Here is a 24,727-nt window from a genome sequence, read left to right on the forward strand (position 1 = left end):
GTCCGTTACTAACGGTCTGCCCCTTTCCGGGTGCAGACCCGGAACAGGAGAATTGTGGCTGCGAAACCACGCGTACACGAGATCGCTAGCGAACTCGGAGTCGACAGCAAGGTAGCTCTTGCCAAATTGAAAGAGATGGGCGAGTTCGTCAAGGGACCGTCCAGTAGCGTTGAACCCCCGGTAGCGCGTCGTTTGCGTGCCGCCCTTGCCGCTGATGGCTCCAGCACCGCGGCCCCCGCGGCTGCTGCGCCGGCCGGCGCCACCCCCGCTGCTTCGGCCACGCCCGCGAAGCCGGGCGGCGCGCGTCCGTCCCCGGCCAAGCTCGCCGTCAAGCCGGGCGCCCGTCCCGTCGCCGAGGTCCCCGCAGCGGTTGTTCCCGCCGCTGACGCCCCGCCGATGCCGTCGGCCCCGCTGACGGTCGCCGAGCGCCAGACTCAGGCAGCCGAGAAGGCTCAGGCCGCCGAGAAAGCTCAGGCCGCCGAGAAGGCCGCAGCTGCCGCCATCGCAACCGAGACCGTCCCCGCGACGGATGCCCCGGCCACCAAGACTGACGGTGGCGCTTCCAGCGCGGCCAAGCCCGGCGCATCCGTTCCCAAGCCGCCGGCCGCTCGTCCGGGCAACAACCCGTTCGCCAGCAACCAGGGCATGGGCAAGGCTCCCACCCCGCGTCCGGGCAACAACCCGTTCGCCAGCGCGCAGGGCATGGGCCAGCGTCCGCCCTCCACGTCTTCCCCCAGCAACATTCCCCGCCCCGCGGCCCCTCGTCCCGGTGCACCGCGTCCGGGTGGACCCGGCCAGGCTCCGCGTCCGACCGGTTTCGGTCAGCGTCCGGGTGGCTTCCAGCGCCCCGGTGGCGCTCCGGGTGGCGCCGGTGGCGCACGCCCCGGCTTCCAGCGCCCTGGTGGCGCGCCGGCCGGAGCCCCCGGCTTCGGGCCGCCGCGTCCTGCCGGTGGCGGCGGCGCAGGTGGTCGTGGTCGCGGCCCCGGCGGCGGAACTGCTGGTGCCTTCGGTCGCGGTGGCGGCAAGAACAAGGCCCGCAAGTCCAAGCGCACGAAGAGAGCAGAGTTCGAGCTGCGCGAGGCTCCGTCGCTGGGTGGCGTGAGCGTACCCCGCGGCGATGGCGGTACCGTTGTGCGTCTGCGCCGCGGTGCGTCCATCACGGACTTCGCCGACAAGATCGACGCGAGCCCCGGAAACCTGGTCACCGTGCTGTTCCACCTCGGTGAAATGGCCACGGCTACCGAGTCCCTCGACGAGGCCACGTTCGATGTGCTCGGCTCCGAGCTCGGCTACAAGATCCAGATGGTCTCGCCCGACGACGAAGACCGCGAGCTTCTGCTCGGCTTCGACATTGACATCGACCAGGAGCTGGAGGACGAGACCGACGAAGAGCTCGTCGCCCGTCCCCCCGTCGTCACCGTCATGGGTCACGTCGACCACGGTAAGACAGCGCTCCTCGACGCAATTCGCAACGCCAAGGTGGCCGCGGGTGAAGCCGGTGGAATCACGCAGCACATCGGCGCCTACCAGGTCATCACCGAGCACGAGGGCATCGAACGCGCCATCACCTTCATCGACACGCCGGGCCACGAGGCGTTCACCGCCATGCGTGCCCGTGGTGCGCAGGTCACCGACATCGCGATCCTCGTGGTCGCGGCGGACGACGGCATCATGCCTCAGACGATTGAAGCGCTCAACCACGCCCAGGCCGCCAACGTGCCGATCGTGGTTGCGGTGAACAAGATCGACAAGCCCGGCGCCAACCCGCAGAAGGTGCGCCAGCAGCTCACCGAGTTCGGCCTCGTCGCCGAAGAATACGGTGGAGACGTCATGTTCGTGGACGTGTCTGCGAAGCAGGGCACCGGCATTCAGGAAGTTCTGAACGCTGTACTGCTCACCGCGGACGCCGGTCTCGACATGCGGGCCAACCCGGACAAGGACGCTCGCGGTGTTGCCATCGAGGCTCGTCTTGACAAGGGTCGCGGCGCCGTGGCGACCGTGCTCATCCAGTCGGGAACTCTGAACGTCGGGGACTCCATCGTGGCGGGCACGGCCTATGGCCGCGTTCGTGCGATGGCAGACGAGAACGGCGTGCCCGTGCTCGCCGCGACCCCGTCCCGTGCAGTTCAGGTTCAGGGTCTCTCCAGCGTTCCTCGTGCAGGTGACACCTTCCTGGTCATCCAGGAAGACCGCACGGCACGTCAGATCGCCGAGAAGCGTGAAGCTGCCGAGCGCAACGCCCTGCTGGCCAAGGCCCGCAAGCGCATCAGCCTCGAAGACTTCACCCGTGCACTCGAAGAGGGCAAGGTCGAGTCGCTCAACCTCATCATCAAGGGTGACGTATCCGGTGCTGTCGAAGCCTTGGAAGAGTCGCTGCTCAAGATCGAGGTCGACGATTCGGTTCAGCTGCGCATCATCCACCGCGGTGTCGGTGCGGTCACGGAGAGCGATGTCAACCTCGCCACCGTCGACAACGCCATCATCATCGGCTTCAACGTGCGTCCCGACACGAAGGCACGCGAACGTGCAGCTCGTGAAGGCGTCGATGTGCGCTTCTACTCCGTCATCTATAACGCACTCGAGGACATCGAGAACTCCCTCAAGGGAATGCTCAAGCCCGAGTTCGAAGAGGTGCAGAGCGGTGTCGCCGAGATCCGCGAGGTGTTCAGCTCCTCCAAGTTCGGAAACGTCGCCGGTGTCATCGTTCGGTCGGGCGTCATCACGAGGAACGCCAAGGCGCGGGTCATCCGCGACGGCGTCGTCGTGGGCGACAACCTGGGCATCGAGTCGCTGCGTCGTTTCAAGGACGATGTCACCGAGGTCCGTACGGACTTCGAGTGCGGTATCGGCCTGGGCAAGTTCAACGACATCCGGATCGGTGATGAGATCGAGACGATCGAAATGAAGGAAAAGCCGCGGGTCTAACGACCTGCGGATGATGGGTGCGGGTGTCGCCGAGGTTCCTCTACAGGGACCCGGCGGGGCCCGCACCCTCGATAGTTTTTCGAACAGAGGAGTGAAACAATGGCAGATCCGGCACGCGCCAGGAAAATGGCCGACCGCATCAAGGTCATCGTAGCCAAGCGCCTCGAACGCGGCCTCCGCGATCCGAGGCTCGGGTTTGTGACCATCACCGACGTCAAGGTGACCGGGGACCTGCAGCACGCTTCGGTGTTCTACACGGTCTACGGTTCCGCGGAGGAACGGGCCGACAGTGCCGCAGCGCTGAAGGCGGCCACCGGCATGCTGCGCAGTGAGGTGGGCAAGAACATCACTGCCCGCCTGACGCCGTCGCTCGAGTTCATCGCCGACGCAATCCCGGAGAACGCGGCCCTGATCGACGACCTGCTGCGCGAGGCGCGCGAGCGCGACACCCAGGTTGAAGAACAGGCCCGCACGGCCACGTACGCCGGCGACGAGGATCCCTATGTCAAGCCGCGCGAGTACGCCGATGACGATGACGATGACGATGATGAAGACGACGACGACCAAACGGGGGATGGCCCCGCGGTCGGCCAGCACGCCGAAGTTGCGGCCGATATCACCGCCGCAACGGAGTCGCAGAAGTAGAACGGCCGCACGCTCCGGTTAGTGGCCGGTCGGCCGGGCAGCCCAGCATCACCCACGGGGGATGCGGGCCGGCCCGGTCCTTTTCGTTATCCGGGCGCGGTCCGTGTGCGTTGATCACTCGTGCGGCAGCGTGTAGCGGCCGGGCGCGGTGGTCACGGCGAGGCCGTCGGCCAGCAGTCCGGCCAGGGCCCGGTCGCGCTGCACGGGGTCAGGCCAGAGTACGGTGATTTCGGTATCCGTCACGGGGTGATGTGTGGCCCGCAACTCGGCCATGATCAGCCCGCGCACCTGCCGGTCGCTGCCCTCGAACTTCCTCTGCACGGCCTTGCGCGGCCCCGCATAGGCCGGATAGCCGGCCCTGCGCCAGGCACAGGCAGTCTGGATCGGGCAGTCGCCACAGTGCGGGTTCTTCGCCGTGCAAACCAGCGCACCCAGCTCCATCATGCCGGCGTTGAACACGGCGGCATCGCGCACCGGCAGGGGAAGCAGCGCGCTCATGGCCTCGAGGTCCCTGGTTCGACTGGGCGGCGCGGGTTCGGCCTGCCCGGCCACGGCGCGTGCGATGACCCGCCGCGTGTTGGTGTCGACAACCGGATGCCGCAGGCCGTAGGCGAACGCGGCGACGGCCCGTGCGGTGTAATCGCCGATGCCGCTGAGGGCCAGCAGTGCGTCGACGTCGGACGGGACCACACCGCCGTGTCGCTCTGTGATCTCGACGGCGGCAGCATGCAGCCACAGCGCGCGGCGCGGGTAGCCCAGCGTCGCCCACGCCCGTACCGCCTCACCTGGGGGAACCGCGGCAAGGTCACCCGGGCTCGGCCACCGCTCAAGCCACTCCGCCAGGCGGGGGATCACCCGGTTCACGGGGGTCTGCTGCAGCATGAACTCGCTCACCAGCACGCCCCAGGCGCCGAAGCCGAGCCGACGCCAGGGCAGATCGCGGGCATTGTCCTGAAACCAGGCGTTTATGGCGAGGCTGAGGGCGGGCGAGTCGGCAACGGGGCGGGTCTGCAGGCGGGTTGAGTCCGTGACGGTGGCATCCACCGTTCTAACCTAGGCTCGAATCATGAAGCTTGCCTCCACTCCCCGGATCGAGTTCCTGCGGGAGCTCGCGACCGAAATCCTCGGCGTCTACGGCCTCGGTCGCACGGTCGTTGCCATTGATGGCGCGGATGCCGCGGAACGGGCCGCCTTTGCGGACGACCTGGCCGCCGTGTTCGACGAGCGGGAGCATCCGATGTTCCGGGCCTCGCTGCGTGATTTCCGGCGTTCGCGCGCGGAGCAGGCCCGCTTCGGCCCGGAATCTCCCGAGCGGTTGCTGCGCTACCTCTACGATTTTTCCCTGCTGCGCCGTGTGCTGCTCGACCCGTTCAGGCTGGGCGGGAGCACGGGGTTCGTAACCAGGGCGTTCGACACCGACAGGGACACCTGGATCGAACCGACGTGGTTGACCGGGCCGTCCGACGCCACCCTGATCCTCGACGGCGAGTACCTGAACCGCAGAGAGCTGCGCGACCTGTGGTCGTATAGCGTTCTCGTGGAAACCGAAGCGGATGCCGTGCGCTTCGGACCCGGGGATGACGAGGATGTCGGCGCCGTCAACGAGCATGTGGTTGCCGACCGGCTGTATTGCGGCGAGGTGCGCCCGCGCAGCCGGGCCACGGCCGTCGTCGATGTGAGCAACCCGGACGACCCGCGGCGGGTGTTCCTCGACAGCTGCTGAACCGGGCCTCCTCCATTCGCGGCGCAGGTTGTGGAATCGGGCGCACGTTGTAACGTGCGCCCGCTTCCACGGGGTGCGCCGCGAGGTAGCTGGGTCCCGTCGCTCAGTGGCGGAGGGCCGCGAAGCGTTCGAGCACGTCGTACGTGGACAACGGGACCCCGCGCGCCTCGACCTCGTGCACGAGCGCTGTCAGCAGCTCGTTCACGGGCACCCGAACCCCGGCGAGGGTGGCTTCCCGCACCACGGCACCGTTCAGATAGTCGATCTCGGTGAGCTGTCCGCGCTTCAGGCTCTGCTGGGTCGAACCGAGGTTGGGCACGTCGCCCATCCGCGAACGCAGCCGCAACGGCAGCACCTGACCCAAGCCCGTCGGCAGCCGGGAGAAGGTGCGCAACGGCCCGTCGCCCAGTCCCTGCAGGCTGCCGAAGCGCACGCCGCGCTTCATTCCCACGCGCACGGTTTCGCGCATGCTCTCGGTCATCACGCGGCGCAGGCCGGTGTGGTCCACGACCTCCTGAACACTCAGCCCGGTGATCGCCGGGAGGGCATTGAGCATGTTGACGACGAGTTTGGTCCACTGGGCGCCCACGAAATTGTCGAGGGCGACCGTGGGCACGGCGCTGGAGAGCACATCCCGCCAGGCGCGAGTGACAGTATCCGCGACCCCGGTTCCCCGGCCGATATAGGTGGGCGCGGCTGTGGTGATCGCCACCTGGCCGGGAGCAGTGTAGTTGGCCGCCATGATCGACAGGGCTCCGAAGCAATCCGAGCAGGGGAGTAACGCGCTGGCGGTACGCACTCCGTCGAGGCCGTTCTGCACGACGATCACGGGGGAGCCGTCGAGAACCCGGGCGTTGTCGCCGATGGCCGCGGCGGCGTCCTGGGCCTTGGTGCAGACGAGCGTCAGCTGCGGGGTCTCCACCAGACGTTCGAGGGCCAGCGGATACTGCCGCGTGCCTCCGAAGGCGCCGGTGAGTGAAATCCCCTCGGCCCGGATGACCGCCAGCGCCGGCCCGCGCGCCGTCACGGTGACTTCGTGGCCCGCTCGGGCGAGCAGGGTCGCGAAGGTGCCGCCGAGGGCGCCGGCTCCGATCACCGCAATCTTCATCCCCTCAGCCTAAGTCTCGGGCGTCGGGCCGGGGCCCGGCGGGCGAGCTCGCGGCCGGCGCCGGATATCATGGGAAGAGTGAATGAAAAAGCAGCGCAGGGCACGGTCGGCCACGTCGCCAGTGGCCTCCTCCTGGTCGACAAGCCGCAGGGCTGGACCAGCCACGACGCCGTCGCCCGCACCCGGCGCCTCGCCGGCACCCGGAAGGTCGGCCACGCCGGCACGCTCGACCCGATGGCGACCGGCCTGCTGATCCTCGGCATCAACAGCTCCACCCGCCTGCTCACCTACGTCGTCGGCCTCGACAAGGAATACCGGGCGACCATTCGGCTGGGAGCCGCGACGACGACCGACGATGCCGAGGGTGAAGAGCTGACCCGGGCATCCGTCGACGCCGTTGCCGCTATCGCCCCGCAGGCCATCGCGGCCGGCATCGGTAACCTCACCGGCGACATCGCGCAGCAGCCGAGCTCCGTCAGTGCCATCAAGGTCGACGGTAAGCGCGCCTACGCGCTGGTGCGCGCCGGTGAGACGGTAGACCTGCCGGCCCGGCCCGTCACCGTGAGTGCCTTCGAGCTGCTGTCCACAACGCCGGTCGACGGCTTCCTCGACCTCGAAGTGCGGGTGGAATGCTCCTCCGGCACGTACATCCGGGCACTCGCCCGCGACCTGGGCGCCGCCCTCGAGGTCGGCGGCCACCTCACCAGCCTGCGCCGCACCCGGATCGGCCCGTTCCAGGTCGACGCGGCCCGGCCGCTGGCCGAGCTCGACGTTGCGGCCGGTCTGATCGGCCCGACGGATGCCGCCACGCGGCTGTTCACACGCCTCGACCTGACCGAGGACCAGGCCATCGATCTCGGCCACGGCAAGCGCATCGCGGTGGATGCCGCGTCCCGAACGGCCGTAGCGCAGGGCGCGGACGGGCCCATCGCGGCGGTGGCGCCGGATGGACGCCTGGTCGGTCTGGTCGAATTCCGCGGCGACCACGCCAAGTCCCTGCTCAACTTCCCGCGCGACGAGGCCGTCGATCCAGCAGCCCCGAAGGCCGACGCAGCCCCGAAGGCCGACGCAGCCCCGAAGGCCGACGCAGCCCCGAAGGCCGACGCATGATCGAGTGGTTCACCTGGCTCCAGCTGGGCATTGCCGGGGTCGCCGGACTGCTCTGCATCGCCCTCGGCCTGGCCGGCCGCAAGCCCAGCGACCTCACCATGGGTGCGATCGCGCTCGTGGAGCTGCTGCTGATCGTGCAACTCGTCGTGGCCATCGTCGCGCCGTTCGCCGGCAATACGGCCACCGGCAGCCTGCTGGAGTTCTACACCTATCTGGTCAGCGCAATCCTGGTGCCTGTGGCAGCCGTGGGCTGGGCCCTGATCGAGCGCAGCCGGTGGAGCACCGTCATCCTGGGCGTCGCCGGCCTGGGCGTGTTCGTGATGGTCTATCGCATGTGGCAGATCTGGACGGTTCAGGGCCGGTGACCGCATGCACCACGGATGCTGCGATAATTGAGGTGCCATGAACGCCCCCCAGAGCACCCCCTCGACCAACACCGCGTCGACCTCGCAGTCGACCGCCGGCGGTCCCGCTCGCAGCACCCGAGTGATCGGTATCGGCCGTCTTTTGATCGCCGTCTACGGCCTCCTTGCGCTGGCGGCGACGGGACGCTCGTTCGTGCAGATCGTCTCGAAGTTCTCCGAGGCCCCGCTGTCCTACTCGCTGTCAGCCCTTGCCGCGGTCGTCTACGTCGTCGCCACGGTGGCCCTGATCAAGAGCGGTGGGCGCTGGCGCCGGGTGGCGTGGATCACGATCGGCTTCGAATTCGCCGGCGTTCTCGTCGTCGGAACCCTGAGTCTTCTCGATCCGGCCCTCTTCCCGCACGACTCGGTCTGGTCGCTCTACGGCCGCGGTTACGTGTTCATCCCGCTGGTGCTGCCGCTGCTAGGCATGTTGTGGCTGTCCCGAACCGGGAAGGCGCGTGCGTGAAGGTTCTGCGCGGCGTTGCCGACATCCCTGCCGACTGGCCGGCTTCCGCCGTCAGCATCGGCAAGTTCGACGGTGTGCACGCGGGGCACCGCACGGTCATTGACGAGCTGCAGACGCTGGCCGACCGTGATGGGCTGGCCTCGGTCCTGGTGACCTTCGACCGGCATCCGCTCGCCGTGCTCGACCCCAACCGGTGCCCGCAGACCCTGATCAGCACTGACCAGAAGCTCGGTCTGCTCGCTGAGACCGGCGTGCACGCCACCCTCGTGCTCGAGTTCACGGCGGCGCTGGCCGCACTGCCGCCCGTTGAATTCATCGAGACCATCCTCGTGCGGGGGCTGCACGCGAGCACGGTTCTGGTCGGCCGCGACTTTCGATTCGGCGCCCGTGGCGCCGGAGACGTGCACCTGCTGAAGGAATTGGGTGACCGGTTCGGGTTCACGGTGCGCCTGATCGACGACGTGATATCAGACCGGATGCGGCGGGTCTCGTCGACCTGGATCCGCGAGCTACTCACTCGCGGAGAGGTCGGCGCCGCCACCACGCTGCTGGGGCACAACCCCGCCGTGCGCGGTGAGGTTGTTCACGGCGCGAAACGCGGACGCGAACTCGGCTTCCCCACGGCCAACCTGTCACCGGAGTCCGAGGGTCTCATTCCCGCCGACGGCGTGTACGCGGGCTGGCTGACGGATGCCGGCATCCGCTACCCGGCGGCCATCTCGGTGGGCAACAACCCCACCTTCAAGGGTGTGGCGCAGAAGCAGGTCGAGGCCTACATTCTCGATCAGGACATCGACCTGTACGACCACGTGGTGGAGGTGTCGTTCGTCGAGCGGATCCGTGGAATGGTGGCCTTCACCGGCATCGATCCGCTGATCGCACAGATGCACGACGACGTCGAGAAGGTTCGCGGCATCCTCGCCTGACCTTCACCCGTCGCGGCCCGGAGCCACGCAGCCGCCCCAATCCCCGCACGACCTGACGAATTCGACGAGATTTTGCCTGAAGACCAGGTGAGACCGGTCTCAACGCTTCTGCTGAGCAAAATCTCCGTGGAATTGGTTCGTGGGCCGCAGGGTCAGGCGACCAGGTCGGCTCGGTGGATCAGGGCCGCGGCTCCGATCAGCGGGCCGTCCCCGGAGAGAGCGGATGCGACGACGCGCACCCGGGTCGCGAAAGAGAACACCGTGCGCTCGGCGACGGCCGCCCGCACGAAGTCGAACAGGTCCGGCGTCACGTGTGAGAACCCTCCGCCGATCGCGACCACGTCGAGGTCCAGAAGGTTTGTCGCTGAGGCGATCGCCTGGCCGATGGCCTGGCCGCAGCGCTTCACCGCGGCGACCGCGATCGGGTCACCGGCGGCGTAGGCGGCCGAGAGGTCCTCGCCGGTGACGCCCGTCCAGCCCTGGGCGCGGGCCCAGGCCACGGTGCGCGGTCCGGAGGCGACCGCCTCGAGGCATCCGGTGCCGCCGCAGGCGCAGGGGTCGTCGAATCCGCCGACCTCGATGTGTCCGATATGCCCGGCGTTGCCGCTGGATCCGGAGACGGTGGTGCCGCCGAGGATCAAGCCGCCGCCGACGCCCGTGGACACGACCATGCCCATCAGGCTGCCGGCGCCCTGTCCCGCACCGAGCCAGTGCTCGGCGAGTGTGATGCAGAGGCCGTCCAGGCGCAGACGCACGGGCGTTTCGGGAACGAGCGCGGCCACGAAGTCCCGGAAGGGGTAGTCCCGCCAGGCGGGAAGGTTCAGCGGGGAGACCGTGCCCGTCTCCACCGTGATCGGCCCGGCGGTTCCGATGCCGACGCCGAGCAGGGAAGCGCCGGTCGGAAGGCTCGCGCGCGCACGGATGACGACGGACTCGACGGCGGCCGCGAGCTCGTCAGCCGTCTTCAGCGGGCCGGTGGGGGCGCGGTGGCGGCTGACAGCGAGCACGACACCGCTCTCGTCCACGAGGGCGGCTTCGACCTTGGTGCCGCCGAGGTCGACGGCGAGAGCGTAATGGGGGAGCATGCTCTGAGCCTAGGGTGTGCGGCCATCACCACGGATGCTCAGGTGAGCAACCTAGACAACAGCCGTTGATCGGGGGAGACCGGCGACCTAGGCTGAGGTCATACCGGACGGAGCACCATGGCGGACACTGACGAGCTATTGTCTATTCGCGCGGCCGAGTTGTACTACGAGGAAAACAAGACTCAGGACGAAATCGGCACCGTCCTGCGCTTGACCCGCTGGAAGGTGGGGCGGCTTCTCGCCCAGGCCAAGGCCAGCGGCTTCATCCGCATCGAGATCGTGCACCCGCGCGCTCGCCGGCTCTCCATCGAACGCCGGCTGCGCGAGAAAACCGGGCTGACGGATGCCATCGTCGTGTCCTCCGCCGGCGTCACCAGTGACGAGGAACTCCAATCCCGCACCGCGCAGGCCGCCGCGGACTACCTCTCCGGCCTGCGCCCGGTGCCGCGCACACTCGGCATCAGCTGGGGCCGCACCCTGCACGAGGTGTCATTGCACGTGGCGCAGGGCTGGGCCAACGGCGTCAACGTCGTGCAGATCAATGGCGGCGTCAGCCTCAATCGGCGCGCCGGCACCGCGGCGGCCACGGCCGTCACCATCGCCCACAAGGCCTCGGGAGCGGCGACCCTGCTGCCGAGCCCGGCCATTCTCGAGCGCCTCGACACCAAGAACGCGATCGAAGCCGACCGTTCCGTCGCCGCCGTGCTCAACCTGGGCGCCGCGGCATCCGCCTATCTGTTCAGCGCCGGCCAGGCTGACCAGAACTCGGCCCTCGTCGACAGCGGCTACCTCACCGCGGAGCAGGTCGCCGAGCTGGTGCGCAAGGGTGCCGTCGGCGACATCGTCGGCCGCTACATCGACAGCAACGGCAACATCGTCGATCCCGAACTCGACGGGCGCACCGTCGGCATCCAGCTCGAGCAATTGCGCCACGCGAAGACGGCCGTCGCCGTCATCGCCGGCAGTTCCAAGCACGCCATCGCCCGCGCCGTCGTCGGCAGCGGCCTGTGCACCGTGCTCGTCACCGACGAAGAAACCGCCCTCGCCGTGCTCGGCGATGACTCCTGACCGACGCCTGACCGCACCCCGACCGGAAGGACTCTTCATGACAGCCAGCCACTCGGTTTTGGCCCAGTTGAACACCGGAGAACGCGCTGTGGCGCTCATCGGCGGGGATGCCACGGATGCCAACCTGCGCCGCTACCTCCACGGCATTCCCGGAATCGACGCGGTCGGCCTCGAGCAGCGCGCCGCCGCCCTCGGGACCCGCTCCATCAAGACCAGCTCGAAGAAGTGGGCAATCGACAAGATCATCAGCCTGATCGATCTCACCACCCTCGAGGGCGCCGACACCCCCGGCAAGGTCAGGTCCCTGGTTGGCAAAGCCCTCACCCCGGATCCTGGTGACCCGAGCTGCCCACGCGTCGCCGCCGTCTGCGTCTATGGCGATATGGTGCCGCACGCCGTCGCGGCCCTCGGCTCCGCGCATTCCGCGGGCACGGATGCTGGCGTGAACGTCGCCGCCGTCGCCACGGCCTTCCCGAGCGGGCGGGCTTCCCTCGCGGTCAAGCTGGCAGACGTGCGCGACGCGGTCGAGGCAGGCGCTGACGAGATCGACATGGTCATCGATCGCGGGGCATTCCTGTCGGGCCGGTTCGCTCAGGTCTACGACGAGATCGTGGCGGTCAAACACAGCTGCCGCCGCGCCGACGGCAGCGCCGCGCACCTCAAGGTGATCCTCGAAACCGGTGAGCTGAGCACCTATGACAACGTGCGCCGCGCGTCTTGGCTGGCCATTCTGGCCGGCGCCGACTTCATCAAGACCTCCACCGGAAAAGTGCCTGTCGCGGCCACCCTGCCCGTGACCCTGTCCATGCTCGAGGTCGTGCGTGATTGGCACCGCCTCACCGGGGCGAAGATCGGAGTGAAACCGGCCGGCGGCATCCGCACCTCCAAGGACGCCACGAAGTACCTCGTGACCGTCGCCGAGACCGTGGTCGAGGAGTGGCTGACCCCCGGCCTGTTCCGGTTCGGGGCGTCGAGCCTGCTGAACGACGTGCTGATGCAACGCCAGAAGGTGACCTCCGGACACTACTCCGGACCCGACTACGTGACGATGGATTGAGGACTACCCCATGAGCTTTCTTGACTACGCTCCGGCCCCGGAGTCCCAGTCCCTGCTGAACCTGCGCGCGCACTATGGACTCTTCATCGACGGCGAGTTCGTCGCCGGTCGCGGTGAGCCGTTCCAGAGCATCAATCCCGCCACCGAGAAGCAAATCGCGATGATCGCTCATGCCGACGCGACGGATGTCGACGCGGCCGTGGCTGCAGCCCGGCGCGCCTACGACAAGACCTGGTCGAAGCTGTCCGGCAGTGATCGGGGCAAGTACCTGTTCCGCATCGCGCGTCTCGTTCAGGAGCGGGCTCGCGAACTCGCCGTCGCCGAGACCCTCGACAACGGCAAGCCGATCAAGGAGAGCCGCGACGTCGATGTGCCTCTGGTCGCCGCCTGGTTTTTCTACTACGCCGGCTGGGCCGACAAGCTCGACCATGCCGGCGTCGGCCCCACACCGTCCGCGCGGGGCGTCGCCGCCCAGGTGATCCCCTGGAACTTTCCGCTGCTGATGCTGGCCTGGAAGATCGCTCCGGCCCTCGCTGCAGGCAACACGGTCGTGCTCAAACCGGCCGAGACAACCTCGCTGACCGCCCTGCTCTTCGCCGAGATCCTGCAGCAGGCCGATCTGCCCGCCGGTGTCGTCAACATCGTCACAGGCGGACGGGACACCGGGAAGGCCCTTGTCGGCCACCCCGGCGTCAACCTGGTCGCGTTCACCGGTTCTACCGGAGCCGGTCGGGCCATCGCCCGCTCGGTCGCCGGCACCGACAAGAAGGTCGTCCTGGAACTCGGCGGCAAGGCAGCGAACATCGTTTTCGACGACGCGCCCATCGACCAGGCAATCGAGGGCATCGTCAACGGGATCTTCTTCAACCAAGGTCACGTCTGCTGCGCCGGCAGCCGCCTGCTCGTGCAGGAGTCGATCCACGATGACGTCGTGGATCGACTCAAGTCACGCCTGTCCACACTGCGCCTCGGCGATCCGATGGATAAGAACACCGATATCGGCGCCATCAACAGCGCAGACCAGTTGGCGCGCATCCGGGAGCTGACCACCATCGGCGAGCAGGAGGGGGCCGAGCGCTGGAGCCCGGACTGCGTGCTGCCGGAGACCGGCTTCTGGTTCAAGCCGACCATCTTCACAAACGTCTCCACCAGCCACCGCATCGCCCGTGACGAGGTCTTCGGCCCGGTGCTCTCCGTGCTCACCTTCCGCACCCCTGGCGAGGCTGTCGCCAAGGCGAACAATACGCCTTACGGCCTGTCCGCCGGCATCTGGACCGAAAAGGGCAGTCGGATGCTGGCCGTCGCCGACAAGCTGCGCGCCGGCGTGATCTGGGCGAACACGTTCAACCGCTTCGACCCGGCCAGCCCCTTCGGCGGCTACAAGGAGTCCGGCTACGGGCGCGAGGGAGGCCGCCACGGCCTCGCCGCGTACCTCAAGCCAGCCGCAGGCCGCGCGGCCGCGCGGGCCGTCACGCCCGCAGAGAAAACCCCCCTTTCCAGGAAGAAGGCAGCCAAGTGACCCGCCTCGCCGTTCCCAAGACGTACAAGCTCTACCTCGGCGGCACGTTCCCGCGAAGCGAGTCGGGCCGGGTCTACGAGATCCGCTCCCACGACGGGGAATTCCTCGCCAACGCCGCCAAGGCCAGCCGCAAGGATGCCCGAGACGCCGTCGTCGCAGCCCGCTCGGCCCTCGGCGGCTGGGCCGGTGCCACGGCCTACAACCGCGGCCAGGTGCTCTATCGCATCGCGGAACTTCTCGAGGGGCGCCGGGCGCAGTTCATGGCCGAAATCGTGCAGGCGGAGGGCGTGACGCCCGCCGCCGCATCCGCCCAGGTCGACGAGGCGATCGATCGGTGGGTCTGGTACGCCGGCTGGGCCGACAAGTACCTGCAGGTGGCCGGCAACGCCAACCCGGTGTCCGGGCCGTACTTCAACCTCTCGGTGCCGGATCCCACGGGCGTGGTCGCCATCATCGCGCCGCAAACCGGTGGATCCCTGCTCGGTCTCGTCAGCGCGGTTGCCCCTGCGCTGGTCTCCGGTAACACCGTGGTCGTTATCGCGAACGAGACCATGCCGCTCTCGGCGATCAGCCTGGGCGAGGTGCTCGCCACGAGCGATGTGCCCGGAGGCGTGGTCAACGTGCTCACCGGATCGCCGGCCGAGATGGCGCCGTGGCTGGCCAGCCACGCTGACGTCAACGCGCTCGACCTGGTCGGCGCCGGTGACCTCGACTGGGTCCACCTTGAGATCGACGCGGCCGAGACGCTCACCCGGGTGCTTCAGCCCGAGAACGGCCCGGATGCCGCCAGCCCGTCCCTCGCCCGCATCCTTGCATTCACCGAGACCAAGACGATCTGGCACACCAAGGGGCTGATCTAGCCGGGCTACGCCTCGTGCGGACGCTCTATGCCGTCGTCGCGGAGCAGATCCTCCAGGGCCTGATCCACCTCGTCGAGCGCGGGCTCGGTACCATCGGCCGAGCCGGTCAATCGGGCCACGAGGGCCTGCGGGTCGTCGAGGTCGGCGGACGAGGGTAGAAGGTCAGGGTGGGCCCATAGTTCGTCGCGCGCCTCGTTGCCCACGGCATCCGTCACGGCCTGCCACATGGCGGCGGCCTCGCGCAGGCGGCGGGGGCGCAGTTCGAGCCCGACCAGGGTCGCGAACGCGGACTCGGCCGGGCCACCGGATGCCCGACGCCGCTTCACCGTCTCGGCGATGGCGTCAGCGCGGGGCAGCCGATTCGTGGCCTCGAGCGTGACCACGTCCACCCAGCCCTCGATCAGGGCGAGCATCGTCTCGAGCCGGGCGAGCGCGGCCAGCTGGGCCTCGGTCTTCGGCGGGATCAGGGAACCGTCGACCATGGCAGCGCGAAGCTCTTCCGGGTTGGCTGGGTCGAATCCGTCGGCCAGTTGCTCAAGGCGGCTGGAGTCGATGTGGATCCCGCGGGCGAAGTCCGTGATCGAGCTGATCAGGTGCAGGCGCAGCCAGCGCGAGTGGCGGAACAACCGCGCGTGGGCGAGTTCGCGCACGGCTAGGTAGATCTGCACCTGATCGGCGGGAACGTCGAGTCCCTCGCCGAAGAGGGCGACGTTCTGGGGGAGCAGGACGGCCTGCTGGTCGCTGAGAAGCGGGATCCCGACATCACCGCCGGAGACGACCTCGCTGGCCAGCTGGCCGACGACCTGGCCGAGCTGCATGGCGAACAGGGTGCCGCCGATGCTGCGCATCATTTGGCCGGCGCCGGTCATCAGATCTTTGAGCTCTTCTGGGGCCTGATCCGTGAGCACGCGGGTCAGGGAGTCTGAGATGCTGGTCGCCACGGGCTCGGCCAGCTGGGTCCACAGCGGCATGGTCGCGGTGACCCATTCCTTGCGGGTCATCAGGCGCGGGGGAGCGGTGAGCTCGGCGACCGAGATCACCTCGTCCAGCCAGAGAGCGGCGATGTGGAAAGCCTGGTCGAGTGCGGCGCGTTCGTTCGGGGTCACATCGAGCTGCCCCTGGGCCGCGCGTTCCTGTCCCTGACTGAGTGCGGCGTCCCAGTTGGGGGAACCGTCGCCGCCTCCCCGCAGCGCACCCTGCAGCTGGTTCATCAAAGCTGAGATGCTTGCGGGGTCGCCCGGAAGCCCGGCCGCACCGGCCAGCTGGCTTGGATCGATAGACGACTTCCCGCTCAGGATGTCGCGCAGCATGTCCCGAAACTCATCTTCGGGATTGTGACCCTCGTCGGGTCGGGAGTCGTCCTCGGCCATTTCAGGCACCTCTCAGTCACGTACTTCTACGCTAGCCGGAGATCCCCGGCGCGTACTGGGAAATGTCCTACGCTGGGAAACCGGTGTCCGCCTGTCGCGAACAGTCCGCACAATCCCTGGAAGGAAACCGGTGGCCCTCTTCACCGATCACTCAGCACGACCGCCTGCTCGGTCCGATCGCGCCGTCAGTGCCGGCTGGGTGGTCCTCGGTATCGCGATGGTCATCGGCCTCATCCTCGCCGTGACCCCGTCCCCGTATGTGATCGAGAAGCCCGGCCCGGTCTACAACACCATCGGCACGGCCGAAAAAGACGGTGAGCAGATTCCGCTCATCTCCGTGTCCGGCGAGCCCGTCTATTCCACCAAGGGCACCCTGGACCTGCTGACCGTGTCGTTGGTGGGCAACCCCGACAACCGGCCGAGCTGGCTCACGGTCGCCGCCGCGTGGCTGGATCCGAACCAGGCCGTGATCCCGATAGAGGCGGCCTTCCCGCCCGATGTGAGCACCAAGCAGCGCGAAGAGCAGAACCAGGTGCAGATGGTGAACTCGCAGCAGGACGCGATTGCCGCCGCCCTGACCAGCCTCGACTACGACTACCCCACCATCCTTTCGGTCGTCTCCCTGCCCGACGACTCGCCGGCCGCGGGCGTCATCGAGACCGACGACGAGGTCGTGTCGGTGAACGGCGAACAGGTTGCTGACATCACGGCCCTGCGTGCCGCGCTCACCCGGAACGGTGTCGACTCTCCAGCCTCGATCGGCATCATCCGCGGCGGCGCCGCCCAGACTGTCGAGGTCACCCCGGCCGCGTCGGGTGACGCCGTCGTGGTCGGAATCAACGTCATGAGCGAGTACGACTTTCCATTCGACGTGACAATTCAACTGGACTCGGTCGGCGGGCCGAGCGCCGGGATGATGTTCGCCCTCGGCATCATCGACACGCTCACCCCGGGCTTTCTGCAGGGTGGGGCGGATGTCGCCGGCACGGGCACGATCAACCAGGCCGGCGCGGTGGGCCCCATCGGCGGCATTCGGCAGAAGCTGATCGGAGCCGACGACAGCGGCGCCGACTGGTTCCTCGCCCCCGCCGACAACTGCGACGAGGTCACCGGTCATGTCCCGGACGGGATGACGGTCTTCTCCATCGAGACGCTCGACGATGCACTGGCCGCACTCGACGCCATCCGTGCTGACGCGGACACTGCGGCGGACACCGACGCTGTGAAACAGTGCCCACTCGGCTAACCCCGGGTTGCAGCCCAGCGAACGTGCGGCTTTCGTTCGGGACGGCTGTCTAGAATGAGACGTGACCGTCGATTTCGAGATCAAGAGGCCAATTCGTGAGTTCACAACAAGCCCGTAGTGCTCCCCAGCGCAGCCGTGCTCCCCTCGCCATTACGGCAGCGATCATTGCCGGGCTGGTGATCATCTTCTTCGTATTCGCGGGGCTCTACGCCGACGTGCTCTGGTTCGACCAGCTGGGCTTCCTGAACGTGCTGACCACGCAGTGGCTCGCCGGGACCGTCCTCTTCGTGATCGGATTCGTCGCGATGGCGGTCCCGGTGTGGGTGAGCATCCAGATCGCCTACCGTCTGCGGCCCGTCTACGCGAAGCTGAATTCGCAGCTCGACCGCTACCAGCAGGTCATCGAGCCGCTGCGCCGCCTGGCAATGTTCGGCATTCCCGCCCTGCTCGGCCTCTTCGCCGGCGTCGCCGCCGCGACCCGGTGGCAGGTCGTGCTGATGTGGCTGAACCGCACGGAGGCCGGCCGGGTCGACCCACAGTTCAAGCTCGACGTGTCGTTCTACCTGTTCGACCTCCCGTTCCTCCAGTCGGTGCTGGGCTTCGCCTCCGCGGTGGTGCTCATCTCGGCGCTCGTCGCCGCGGCAACGAGCTACCTGTACGGATCGATTCGGGTGAGCGGGCGCGAAGTTCTCGTCGCCAAGGCCGCGCGCATCCAGATAGCCGTGACCGCGAGCGTCTACCTGATGCTGCAGGCCGTGAGCATCTGGCTTGAGCAGTACTCCACCCTGACCAACACGAACGACCTGATCACGGGAGCCGGCTACACCGACGTCAATGCCACGATCCCCGGCCGTGCCATCCTTGCCGGAATCGCCGCGGTTGTTGCGATCCTCTTCCTCGTCACGGCGGTCATCGGCCGCTGGCGCCTCCCGATCGTCGGCACGGCGTTGCTGATCGTGAGCAGCCTGTTGGTCGGCTCCCTCTACCCGTGGGTCGTGCAGCGCTTCCAGGTGGACCCGAGCGCGAAGACGCTCGAGGAACCCTATATCCAACGAAATATCGACCTCACCCGCGACGCCTACGGCCTCGCGGATATCGAAGAGATCCCCTACAACGCGAGCACGACCGCCGAGCCCGGCGCACTGCGCGCGGATGCCGAGACCACGGCGAACATCCGTATTCTCGACCCGGCCCTGGTCAGCGATGCGTTTTCCCAGCTTGAGCAGTTCAAGCAGTACTACCAGTTTCCGCAGAACCTCGACGTCGACCGCTACACGATCGACGGCAAGTCCCAGGACACGGTTGTCACCGTGCGTGACCTCAAGCTTGAGGGCCTGAACGCGGGCAACACCTGGGTTAACTCGACCGTGGTTTACACGCACGGTTACGGCGTGGTGGCGGCCTACGGCAACCAGCGCTCGGCCGACGGCCAGCCGGTGTTCCTCGAATCCGGCATCCCGACCACCGGATCGCTGCCCGAGTACGAGCCGCGGATCTACTTCGGTGAGACGAGCCCGCCGTATTCCATCGTGGGGGCACCCAAGGACAGCAAGCCCGTCGAGCTCGACTACCCGTCGGGCACGGATGGCGCGCAGCAGACCTACACGACGTTCACCGGCGACGGCGGGCCGACGCTCGACAACGCGTTCAACAAGTTGATCTACGCGCTCAAGTTCCAGTCGGAGCAGATCTTCCTGGCCAACGCGGTAAACGAGAAGTCGCAGATCCTCTACGACCGCGACCCGGTCACGCGCGTGCAGAAGGTGGCACCGTACCTCACCCTCGACTCCGACGCCTACCCGTCGGTCGTCGACGGCAAGGTCAAGTGGATCGTCGACGGCTACACCACCTCGGCCAGCTACCCGTACTCCACCTCGGTGGGCCTGAGCGACGCGATCGCCGACACGGAGACGCCGCCGCAGCCGTTCGCGCTCGACCAGATCAACTACATGCGCAACTCGGTCAAGGCCACAGTCGACGCCTACGACGGGTCGGTCACCCTGTACGCCTGGGACGACGAGGATCCGCTGCTCAAGACCTGGCAGAAGATCTTCCCGACGACCATCAAGCCGATGACTGAGATGAGCGGCGACCTGATGAGCCATGTGCGCTACCCGGCGGACCTGTTCAAGGTGCAGCGCAAGGTCCTCGGCAAATACCACGTCACCGACCCAGGTTCCTTCTACTCGGTCGACGACGCCTGGACCACCCCGAACGACCCGGTGTCGCCGTCGACGAACACGACTCTGCAGCCGCCGTACTACCTGACCATGCAGGTGCCCGGCCAGGAATCGCCGTCGTTCTCGCTGTACTCGACCTTCATCCCGGATGCCAGTGGAGCCACCAGCCGTAACGTGCTGACCGGCTACCTGGCGGTCGACGCGGACGCTGGATCGACCGATGGAAAACGGGCGGAGGGCTACGGCAAGCTCCGACTGCTCAACCTGCCGGAGGATGTGACCGTGCCCGGCCCCGGTCAGGTGCAGGCGAAGTTCAACGCCGACCCGACAGTGTCCACCCAGTTGAACCTGCTCAAGCAGGGTCAGTCGAAGGTGCTCAACGGAAACTTGCTCACGGTACCCGTCGGTGGCGGTCTGCTCTACGTGCAGCCCGTCTACGTGCAGTCCACGGGTGAGACCAGCTACCCGTTGCTGCAGAAGGTGCTCGTTGCCTTCGGAGACCAGATCGCGTTCGAAGACACGTTGGACAAGGCACTCGACGTGCTCTTCGGCGGTGACTCCGGTGCTACCGCCGGCGACACCTCGGTGCCTCCGTCCGAGACTCCCGTCGAGGGGGAGGCGCCCGTCGAGGGCGACACCACCCCGTCGACCTCGACCGGCGACCCGGCAACGGATGCCCAGCTGAAGTCACTCCTGGCAAAAGCCAAGATCGCCGTCACCGAGAAGCAGGCCGCATTGACGTCCGGCGACTTCACGGCCTACGGGGTTGCCGACAAGAAGCTGAATGACGCGATCGCCGAAATGCTGGTGCTGCTCGACCAGTAGCGCGTAGTTCAGGGGTCATCCGCTACGCGGGTGCTGCGCCGTTTCGCTGGAGGCATGCCTTCCGCGAAACGGCGCAGCACCCGCGTTTCCCGTTCACCGGAGGTCTAAGCGGCCATGTGGTCGGACCGCTCGCGGGCCTGTGGTAAATTTGATCTTGTAACGCGGGGTGGAGCAGTTCGGTAGCTCGCTGGGCTCATAACCCAGAGGTCGTAGGTTCAAATCCTGCCCCCGCAACCACGGCGTCATCAGGCCGGTCCAGCAGAACAGCTGGGCCGGTCTTTTTTTGGTCAGGTCGCGGACCCAGCCGCTGTGGCCGCTGGTAGCTCGGCGCGTCGGACTGTGGCCACATCATAGATATGGCCGGAAACCGGGATGCCGGGCGGAACCAGCGGACGCATCCTTGATGCTCGCAACGTCTTCGAGAACGCTCGCCGCCTCGTTGGTGATGGTCTGCCAGTCGATGTACTCCGCCTCGGCGGAGCCAGGGCCGGCGCCAACCCCGTAGAACCTGGCGTCGCCCAGGGCGGCTGTCTCCCGGCCGTTGGCCGGCAGGCCACGGATCACCTCGCCGGTAAAGAATTCCATCCCGCAATGTGTGTGGTGGATGACGACCCACTCCGTGGTGCCCAGGAGCTTGTAGGAGTTGACGAGCGAACGGATGGCGTCGTCGGGCGGGTCTGTCGGCAGCACAGTCACCGTTTCCGAGGCTGAGCCCTGAAACCCGCAACGATTTCGCCGCAAGTCGCCATGAGTCGACGTCAGTGGTGGTGTGAGCCGGGCATCCTGTTCGCCCTCGCGGGGCTGTGGGCGGATTCGACCACCACCGTTGCTGTGGTAAGTTAGTAATTGCAACGCGGGGTGGAGCAGTTCGGTAGCTCGCTGGGCTCATAACCCAGAGGTCGTAGGTTCAAATCCTGCCCCCGCAACCATTAGCCCCCGGAACCACACGGTTCCGGGGGATTTTTTGTATTTATCGTTCAGTATGTTCGATATGCAGCACATACGATATGCACCAGGTCATCGGCGAACCCCGCTGTTTCAGGCCACCGCACGACAGTCGGGAACAGAACAGACATGAAGCTCAAGATCAGCCTTCTGGCCGTTTTCGGTGTCGCGGCGCTGGCACTGACGGGATGCACAGGCGCGGCAACCAGCACTGGTGACGGCGTCGGTTCGTCTGCGGGGGAGCCGGTCACGATCGCCGTCGTCACCCATGGCACCGCCGGCGACGCATTCTGGGACGTCGTCAAGAGCGGCGCCGAGCAGGCCGGCACCGACCTCGGCGCCACGGTCACCTACCAGGGCGACGGCGACCCAGTCGTGCAGAGCCAGCTGATCGAGGCGGCCATCGCCACTGATCCGGACGGACTGATCGTGTCGATGGCCAACCCGGACGGTGTCAGGGGAGCGGTCGAGAAGGCCGTGGCTGCCGGTATCCCGGTGATCACCATCAACTCGGGCCTGGAAAGATCTCTTGAATTCGGTGCGCAGACCCATATCGGTCAGAGCGAGTTCATCGCGGGCCAAGGCGCCGGCGAAAAGCTGGCCGAGGCTGGCGTGTCCAATGTGATCTGCGTCATCCACGAGGCCGGAAACTCCGGACTCGAGGAGCGCTGCAAGGGCGCCGCGGACACGGTCGGCGCGATCGTGAGCAACGTGCAGGTCGACGTCGCCAACCTGGCAGATGCCCAGAACACCATCAAGAGCAAACTCCTCGCCGACCCGTCCATCGACGCCGTGCTCACGCTGCAGACCGGCGTGGCCGTGGCTGCGAGCCAGGCCATCGACGAGGCCCGGACCCCGGCCGTTCTGGCCACCTTCGACGTGTCGGCCGACGTGACCGGGCTCATCCTCGACGGCAGGATGCTGTTCGCGGTCGACCAGCAGCCGTACTCCCAGGGCTACCTGCCGGTGACGTTCCTCACGCTGCAGAAGCGGAATGGCGACGTCGTCGGCGGTGGACTGCCGGTCTATTCCGGCCCGGGTTTCGTGACCAAGGAGAACGCGGCCGAGGTCGCGACGTTCGCGGAGAACGGCACGAGATGACCCTCGTCGTGGAGGCAGGACTCGACGATCGGCTGAAGCGGACGCATCCGTTGCTGACCCTGTTGCGCAGGCCCGAGGTTGGTGCGCTCGTCGCGGCCGTGGGGATCTTCACGTTCTTCTCGCTTTTCACGCAGGCATTCCTGACCCCCGCCGGAGTGTCGACCTGGCTGTACTCGGCCTCCCTATTCGGCATCATGGCCGTGGCCGTCGCGTTGCTCATGATCGGCGGGGAGTTCGACCTCTCTGCCGGCGCGATGACAGGCACGACCGGTCTCATCGTGGGTGTGGTCACCACCCAGTGGGGGCTGAACCTGTGGCTCGCGCTCGGACTGGCCCTGGCCGTGGCGCTCTCCATCGGCGCCGCGAACGCCTACATCGTGATGAAGACCGGACTGCCGAGTTTCATCGTGACCCTCGCGACGTTTTTCATCCTGCAGGGCTGCAACCTGGCCGTGACGAAGCTCGTGACCGGTAGCGTCGCCATCCAGGGCATGGGCGTCGTGCCCGGTTTCGACCAGGCCAAGCTCTTCTTCGGGTCGGCGTTCCCCCTGTTGGGCATGGAGGTCAAGGTCTCGATCGTCTGGTGGATCGCGCTGACCGCGCTGGCCACCTGGGTGCTGCTGCGCACCCGCCCCGGAAATTGGGTATTCGCCGTCGGCGGCGAGGTCACCAGCGCCCGGCAGATCGGGGTGCCCGTCTTCCGGGTCAAGCTCGGGTTGTTCATGACCACGGCTGGCGCCGGCTGGCTGGTAGGCATGCTGCAGCTCTTCGACGTGTCGACCGTGCAGGCCACCACGGGGGTCGGTCAGGAGTTCATTTACATCATCTGCGCCGTTGTGGGCGGATGCCTGCTGACGGGCGGCTACGGGTCGGCTATCGGCGCTGCCCTCGGCGCCCTGATCTACGGCATGACCCTGCAGGGCATCGTGTTCGCCCAGTGGGACAACAACTGGCTGAAGGCTTTCCTCGGCGGGATGCTGCTGCTTGCCGTGCTGGTCAACCTCCTCGTTCGGCGCCAAACCGGGGCGCGCGCATGACGCCGGAGCCGATTCAGCCGTTGCCGACTGAGCCAGGGCCGATCCAGCCGTTGCCGACTCGTCCGAAACCGATCCTCGCGGTGCGAGACATCGGCAAGTCATATGGTGCCGTCCGGGCGTTGCAGGGCGTGTCGGCATCCGTCGGCGCTGGAGAGGTGCTTTGCGTTCTGGGTGACAACGGCGCTGGCAAATCCACGTTCATCAAGATTCTCGCGGGCGCCCACCCGCACTCGGAGGGAACACTCCTGGCGTTCGGAACGGAGCGTCGATTCACCCACCCGCGAGAGGCACTCGATCTCGGGATCGCCACCGTCTACCAGGACCTGGCCGTGGTCGGACTGATGCCGGTGTGGCGCAACTTTTTCCTCGCCGCCGAGCGGACCCGCGGACGCGGGCCGTTGCGACGGCTCGACGTGGCCGGGATGCGAGCCACGACGAAGCGCGAGCTGGCTCGGATGGGAATTGACCTGCGCGATGTCGACCAGCCGATCGGCACGCTCTCCGGTGGGGAGCGGCAGTCCGTCGCGATCGCGCGTGCCGTGTATTTCGGGGCGAAGGTCGTCATCCTCGACGAACCCACGTCTGCGCTCGGTGTCAAACAAGCCGGGGTCGTTCTCTCCTATATCGCCCGGGCCCGGGACCGAGGGCTCGGAGTGGTCTTCATCACCCACAATCCCCACCACGCCTATCCGGTCGGCGACCGCTTTCTCTTGCTGCAGCGCGGACGGAGTCTGGGCGACTTCGCCAAAAGCGAGATCACGATAGACGAAATGACCGCGCTGATGGCCGGTGGCCCCGAACTCGAGGCGCTGGCCCACGAGCTGGAACGCCGCTAGGCCCTCCAGGACGCGAGTGCAGCCAACCCCAATGTTCGTTTTAATCTTCGATTCTCACATGCATTTTCTAAAATCTACCTAGATAGTTTGTTCTATTTGAGGTAGACTCATGTTGTGACGAACCTCCTGGAAATCCTTGATGCGGATGCCGCGCCCGGTCCGTGTGCTGCGGCGGGGGTGGTTGCCGAGTTGCGGGCCTTCGCGGCGGGGCTCGGGGAATCTCTGCGGTGTTCGGGGGTGCGTGGTTTCGACGATGACGGGCTGTTGCTGGTGACGGCGGCGGTGGAGGTG

The 24,727-nt window shown here is 67.2% G+C and carries 21 protein-coding genes and 2 tRNA genes; 18 read left to right on the forward strand and 5 right to left on the reverse strand.

Going from position 1 to position 24,727, the window contains the following annotated elements:
* Positions 1–54 precede the first annotated feature (54 nt).
* Together infB and rbfA are read left to right on the forward strand one after the other, a co-directional pair.
* Positions 55–2,925 (forward strand): translation initiation factor IF-2, encoded by a 2,871-nt coding sequence (infB, locus tag E3O65_RS15475; protein WP_134364604.1) that lies wholly within the window; start codon positions 55–57, stop codon positions 2,923–2,925.
* Positions 2,926–3,024: 99 nt separating this feature from the next.
* Complete coding sequence (gene rbfA / locus E3O65_RS15480) at positions 3,025–3,570, forward strand: 30S ribosome-binding factor RbfA (RefSeq protein ID WP_134364605.1); 546 nt, start codon at positions 3,025–3,027, stop codon at positions 3,568–3,570.
* Positions 3,571–3,684: 114 nt separating this feature from the next.
* Here rbfA and E3O65_RS15485 read toward each other — a convergent pair whose 3' ends face one another.
* Entirely contained in the window at positions 3,685–4,584 is a 900-nt protein-coding gene (locus E3O65_RS15485) for an HhH-GPD family protein (protein WP_422386434.1), read from the reverse strand.
* Between the two features lie 52 nt (positions 4,585–4,636).
* On the opposite strand from E3O65_RS15485, the gene E3O65_RS15490 reads away from it, so the two are divergent.
* Positions 4,637–5,293 (forward strand): nucleoside/nucleotide kinase family protein, encoded by a 657-nt coding sequence (locus E3O65_RS15490; RefSeq protein ID WP_134364606.1) that lies wholly within the window; start codon positions 4,637–4,639, stop codon positions 5,291–5,293.
* Between the two features lie 103 nt (positions 5,294–5,396).
* Here the strand turns inward: E3O65_RS15490 and E3O65_RS15495 are convergent, their stop codons facing one another.
* On the reverse strand, positions 5,397–6,401 hold the full coding sequence (locus E3O65_RS15495) for a ketopantoate reductase family protein (protein ID WP_134364607.1): 1,005 nt from the start codon (positions 6,399–6,401) through the stop codon (positions 5,397–5,399).
* Positions 6,402–6,470: 69 nt separating this feature from the next.
* Here E3O65_RS15495 and truB point away from each other — a divergent pair, with 69 nt between their 5' ends.
* Genes truB through E3O65_RS15515 form a run of 4 tightly spaced genes read left to right on the forward strand, consistent with a single transcriptional unit; the run spans position 6,471 to position 9,307 of the window.
* Positions 6,471–7,511 carry a tRNA pseudouridine(55) synthase TruB gene (gene truB / locus E3O65_RS15500; protein ID WP_134364608.1) on the forward strand — a complete coding sequence of 347 codons (1,041 nt, stop codon included), beginning with the start codon at positions 6,471–6,473 and terminating at the stop codon, positions 7,509–7,511.
* Positions 7,508–7,876, forward strand: a complete 369-nt coding sequence (locus E3O65_RS15505; protein ID WP_134364609.1) for a hypothetical protein — start codon at positions 7,508–7,510, stop codon at positions 7,874–7,876. The genes truB and E3O65_RS15505 overlap by 4 nt, the downstream gene beginning before the upstream one ends.
* Before the next feature lie 37 nt (positions 7,877–7,913).
* Complete coding sequence (locus tag E3O65_RS15510; RefSeq protein WP_241985872.1) at positions 7,914–8,381, forward strand: hypothetical protein; 468 nt, start codon at positions 7,914–7,916, stop codon at positions 8,379–8,381.
* Positions 8,378–9,307: a bifunctional riboflavin kinase/FAD synthetase gene (locus E3O65_RS15515; protein WP_134364610.1), complete on the forward strand. Its 930-nt coding sequence runs from the start codon at positions 8,378–8,380 to the stop codon at positions 9,305–9,307. The genes E3O65_RS15510 and E3O65_RS15515 overlap by 4 nt, the downstream gene beginning before the upstream one ends.
* Before the next feature lie 152 nt (positions 9,308–9,459).
* Here E3O65_RS15515 and E3O65_RS15520 read toward each other — a convergent pair whose 3' ends face one another.
* Positions 9,460–10,392, reverse strand: coding sequence for an ROK family protein (locus E3O65_RS15520; RefSeq protein WP_134364611.1), 933 nt, complete (start codon positions 10,390–10,392; stop codon positions 9,460–9,462).
* 117 nt (positions 10,393–10,509) lie between these two features.
* On the opposite strand from E3O65_RS15520, the gene E3O65_RS15525 reads away from it, so the two are divergent.
* The 4 genes from E3O65_RS15525 to E3O65_RS15540 are packed head-to-tail and all read left to right on the forward strand — an operon-like array spanning position 10,510 to position 14,896.
* On the forward strand, positions 10,510–11,460 hold the full coding sequence (locus E3O65_RS15525) for a sugar-binding transcriptional regulator (protein ID WP_134364612.1): 951 nt from the start codon (positions 10,510–10,512) through the stop codon (positions 11,458–11,460).
* Between the two features lie 37 nt (positions 11,461–11,497).
* Entirely contained in the window at positions 11,498–12,517 is a 1,020-nt protein-coding gene (gene deoC / locus E3O65_RS15530; RefSeq protein WP_134364613.1) for a deoxyribose-phosphate aldolase, read from the forward strand.
* 10 nt (positions 12,518–12,527) lie between these two features.
* Positions 12,528–14,036 carry an aldehyde dehydrogenase family protein gene (locus E3O65_RS15535; protein ID WP_134364614.1) on the forward strand — a complete coding sequence of 503 codons (1,509 nt, stop codon included), beginning with the start codon at positions 12,528–12,530 and terminating at the stop codon, positions 14,034–14,036.
* Positions 14,033–14,896: an aldehyde dehydrogenase family protein gene (locus tag E3O65_RS15540; protein WP_134364615.1), complete on the forward strand. Its 864-nt coding sequence runs from the start codon at positions 14,033–14,035 to the stop codon at positions 14,894–14,896. Before E3O65_RS15535 ends, E3O65_RS15540 begins: the two co-directional genes overlap by 4 nt.
* Positions 14,897–14,901: 5 nt before the next feature.
* On the opposite strand, the gene E3O65_RS15545 is transcribed toward E3O65_RS15540, so the two are convergent.
* Positions 14,902–16,266 (reverse strand): zinc-dependent metalloprotease, encoded by a 1,365-nt coding sequence (locus tag E3O65_RS15545; RefSeq protein ID WP_134364616.1) that lies wholly within the window; start codon positions 16,264–16,266, stop codon positions 14,902–14,904.
* 130 nt (positions 16,267–16,396) lie between these two features.
* Between E3O65_RS15545 and E3O65_RS15550 the strand changes: the two genes are divergently transcribed.
* The 3 genes from E3O65_RS15550 to E3O65_RS15560 all read left to right on the forward strand — a co-directional run bounded on the left by E3O65_RS15550 (position 16,397) and on the right by E3O65_RS15560 (position 20,754).
* Positions 16,397–17,512, forward strand: coding sequence for a YlbL family protein (locus E3O65_RS15550; RefSeq protein ID WP_134364617.1), 1,116 nt, complete (start codon positions 16,397–16,399; stop codon positions 17,510–17,512).
* Between the two features lie 95 nt (positions 17,513–17,607).
* Positions 17,608–20,517 (forward strand): UPF0182 family membrane protein, encoded by a 2,910-nt coding sequence (locus E3O65_RS15555; protein ID WP_174722338.1) that lies wholly within the window; start codon positions 17,608–17,610, stop codon positions 20,515–20,517.
* A gap of 160 nt (positions 20,518–20,677) precedes the next feature.
* Positions 20,678–20,754: transfer RNA gene (locus tag E3O65_RS15560), tRNA-Met, on the forward strand.
* 111 nt (positions 20,755–20,865) lie between these two features.
* On the opposite strand, the gene E3O65_RS15565 is transcribed toward E3O65_RS15560, so the two are convergent.
* Positions 20,866–21,213, reverse strand: a complete 348-nt coding sequence (locus tag E3O65_RS15565) for a carbonic anhydrase (protein WP_134364618.1) — start codon at positions 21,211–21,213, stop codon at positions 20,866–20,868.
* Between the two features lie 156 nt (positions 21,214–21,369).
* Here E3O65_RS15565 and E3O65_RS15570 point away from each other — a divergent pair.
* From E3O65_RS15570 to E3O65_RS15585, 4 genes are all read left to right on the forward strand, one after another.
* A tRNA-Met gene (locus E3O65_RS15570) sits at positions 21,370–21,446 on the forward strand.
* Between the two features lie 145 nt (positions 21,447–21,591).
* Complete coding sequence (locus E3O65_RS15575) at positions 21,592–22,563, forward strand: sugar ABC transporter substrate-binding protein (protein ID WP_134364619.1); 972 nt, start codon at positions 21,592–21,594, stop codon at positions 22,561–22,563.
* Entirely contained in the window at positions 22,560–23,600 is a 1,041-nt protein-coding gene (locus E3O65_RS16930; protein ID WP_134364620.1) for an ABC transporter permease, read from the forward strand. Before E3O65_RS15575 ends, E3O65_RS16930 begins: the two co-directional genes overlap by 4 nt.
* A complete protein-coding gene (locus E3O65_RS15585; protein WP_134364621.1) occupies positions 23,597–24,436 on the forward strand; it encodes an ATP-binding cassette domain-containing protein in 840 nt (279 codons plus the stop codon). The genes E3O65_RS16930 and E3O65_RS15585 overlap by 4 nt, the downstream gene beginning before the upstream one ends.
* Positions 24,437–24,727 lie beyond the last annotated feature (291 nt).

The organism is Cryobacterium breve (assembly GCF_004402375.1).
GTDB classification, from domain to species: domain Bacteria; phylum Actinomycetota; class Actinomycetes; order Actinomycetales; family Microbacteriaceae; genus Cryobacterium; species Cryobacterium breve.